Source organism: Streptomyces sp. RP5T, assembly GCF_003933965.1.
In the GTDB taxonomy this organism is placed as follows: Bacteria; Actinomycetota; Actinomycetes; order Streptomycetales; family Streptomycetaceae; genus Streptomyces.
The window spans coordinates 1-2,909 of the sequence record NZ_RSAJ01000829.1 but is presented as its reverse complement, the minus strand read 5'-3'; the positions used below and the strand labels follow the sequence as shown (position 1 = coordinate 2,909).

General features: G+C 70.7%; 2 protein-coding genes. Both read left to right on the top strand.

Features of this window, described 5'->3' with window-relative positions:
• Nucleotides 1-89: 89 nt before the first annotated feature.
• Complete coding sequence (locus tag EHS43_RS41675; protein ID WP_125195696.1) at nt 90-1,472, top strand: NarK/NasA family nitrate transporter; 1,383 nt, start codon at nt 90-92, stop codon at nt 1,470-1,472.
• 152 nt (nt 1,473-1,624) lie between these two features.
• The gene (locus EHS43_RS41670; RefSeq protein ID WP_125195695.1) at nt 1,625-2,779 is read left to right on the top strand and encodes a uroporphyrinogen-III synthase; all 1,155 of its coding nucleotides are present in this window, start codon (nt 1,625-1,627) and stop codon (nt 2,777-2,779) included.
• The last annotated feature ends 130 nt before the right edge of the window (nt 2,780-2,909 follow it).

Genomic DNA, 2,909 nt, shown 5'->3' with positions numbered 1-2,909 from the left:
GCGAAACACAGGCAGGAAACGCGCTCTCCCTACCTTCGGGCTCAGTCAGTCACAGCAGGACCCGAGCCCCGTCGCACCGTGGAGGCGTCATGACAGCCCCTAGTACAGCCCCCGCACCCCCGAGCAGGGGCGGTCGCTGGATCCAGCACTGGGATCCGGAGAACGAGACCTTCTGGAAGGAGGGCGGCGAGAAGGTCGCCAAGCGGAACCTGCTCTTCTCCGTCCTCTCCGAGCACATCGGGTTCTCGATCTGGACCCTGTGGTCCGTGCTGGTGCTCTTCATGGGACCGGAGTACGGGCTGACCCCCGCGGACAAGTTCCTGCTGACGTCCATGGTCACGCTCGTCGGGGCCGTCGTCCGCGTCCCCTACACCTTCGCCGTCGCGATCTTCGGCGGGCGCAACTGGACGATCATCTCGGCCAGCCTGCTCCTCGTCCCGACCATCGCCGCGTTCACCGTGATGGAGCCGGGGACCTCGTTCAACACCTTCCTCCTCGTCGGTCTGCTGGCCGGTATCGGAGGCGGCAACTTCGCGTCGTCCATGACCAACATCAACGCCTTCTTCCCCCTCCGCAAGAAGGGGTGGGCCCTCGGACTCAACGCCGGCGGCGGCAACATCGGCGTCCCGGTCATCCAGCTGGCCGCCCTCGCGATCATCGGTGCCAGCGGCGGGCCCCGGGTGCTGCTCGGGATCTACATCCCGCTCATCGTCGTGGCCGCTGTCCTCGCCGCGCTCTTCATGGACAACATCGAGAACGTGAAGAACGACACCGGCGCCGCGAAGGACGCCGCCCGGGACGGCCACACCTGGATCATGTCCTTCCTCTACATCGGCACTTTCGGCTCGTTCATCGGCTACAGCTTCGCCTTCGGGCAGGTGCTGACGAACCAGTTCGGCCGCACCCCGCTGGAGGCCGCGTACGTCACCTTCATCGGCCCGCTGCTCGGCTCGCTGATCCGTCCGGTGGGCGGCGCGCTGGCCGACAAGTACGGCGGCGCGAAGATCACGCTGTGGAACTACGTCGCGATGGGTGCGGCGACCGCCGTCCTCATCGCCGCCAGCATGGAGAAGTCGCTGGCCCTGTTCACCGTCGCGTTCGTGGTGCTGTTCGTCCTCACCGGCATCGGCAACGGCTCGACCTTCAAGATGATCCCCGGCATCTTCCACGCCAAGGCCCTCGGCAAGGGGCTCGAAGGGGAAGAGGCGGCCGCCTACGGACGCCGTCTCTCCGGTGCCTCCATGGGTCTCATCGGCGCGGTGGGCGCGCTCGGCGGTGTCGGCATCAACCTCGCCTTCCGCCAGTCCTTCCTCTCCTACGGCTCCGGCACCGGCGCGTTCGTCGCCTTCCTCGCCTTCTACGCGGCCTGCTTCGGGGTCACCTGGGCCGTATACCTTCGCCGTACGGCTGTCCAGGGCCGGGCCGCGACCGCCGCAGAGGCGAAGCCGCAGCTCAGCTACGCCGAGGTGTGACGTAACACTGGCGACATGAACCGGAACCGAGCCTGTCACGAGCCGTTGACAGGCTCGGTCGGCATGTAGGGACGACCCACGTACGACCACGTACGACCCACGTACGCCTCACGTACGACTGTGTAGGACGACTCGAGTGCGGGACGAGAGCCATGTACGAGCAACAGCAGGAACCAGAGCGACACGGCCCCCTCGCGGGGTTCACCGTGGGAGTCACGGCCGCCCGCCGGGCTGACGAACTCGGTGCGCTGCTCCAGCGCCGCGGGGCCGCGGTCCTGCATGCGCCCGCCCTGCGGATCGTGCCCCTCTCCGACGACAGCGAGCTGCTCGCGGCGACGAAGGACCTGATCGACCAGGCACCGGACGTGGTGGTGGCCACCACGGCCATCGGTTTCCGGGGGTGGGTCGAGGCCGCCGACGGGTGGGGGCTCGGCGAGGCGCTCCTGGACCGGCTGCGCGAGGTCGAACTGCTCGCGCGCGGGCCGAAGGTGAAGGGGTCGGTACGGGCCGCCGGGCTGACGGAGGACTGGTCACCGTCGTCCGAGTCGATGGCCGAGGTGCTGGACCGGCTGCTGGAGGAGGGCGTCGAGGGCCGCCGGGTCGCCATCCAGCTGCACGGGGAGCCGCTGCCCGGGTTCGTGGAGGCGCTCCGGGCCGGGGGAGCGGAGGTCGTGGGTGTGCCGGTGTACCGGTGGATGCCGCCGGAGGACATCGGGCCGGTGGACCGGCTGCTGGACGCGACGGTCTCCCGGGGGCTGGACGCGCTGACCTTCACGAGCGCGCCCGCCGCGGCCTCGCTGCTGTCCCGCGCCGAGGACCGGGGGCTGCTGCCCGAGCTGCTCGCCGCGCTCAACCACGACGTGCTGCCGGCGTGTGTCGGTCCGGTGACCGCGTTGCCCTTGCAGGCACGGGGAGTGGACACCGTCTCGCCCGAGCGCTTCCGGCTCGGACCGCTCGTGCAGCTGCTGTGCCAGGAGCTGCCCGGACGGGCCCGTTCGCTGCCCATCGCCGGCCACCGGGTGGAGATCCGGGGCCACGCGGTGCTGGTCGACGGGGTGCTGCGGCCGGTGCCGCCCGCGGGGATGTCGTTGCTGCGGGCGCTGTCCCGGCGGCCCGGGTGGGTGGTCTCCCGGGCGGAACTCCTGCGGGCCCTGCCCGGCGCGGGCCGCGACGAGCACGCGGTCGAGACGGCGATGGCCCGCCTCCGTACGGCCCTCGGCGCCCCGAAGCTGATCCAGACGGTGGTCAAGCGGGGCTACCGCCTGGCCCTGGACCCGGCGGCCGACGCGAAGTACGCGGACGCGTAGCGGGCGGGGGGAGGGGGCGGCAACGGTTCGTTCCGGGTGCCGGTGCCGGTGCCGGTGCCGGTGCCGGTGCTGGCTTGGCGGGTGTCTCGTCTCGGCCGCCGAGGTGTAGCGCGCCCGCATTCACCTGGTG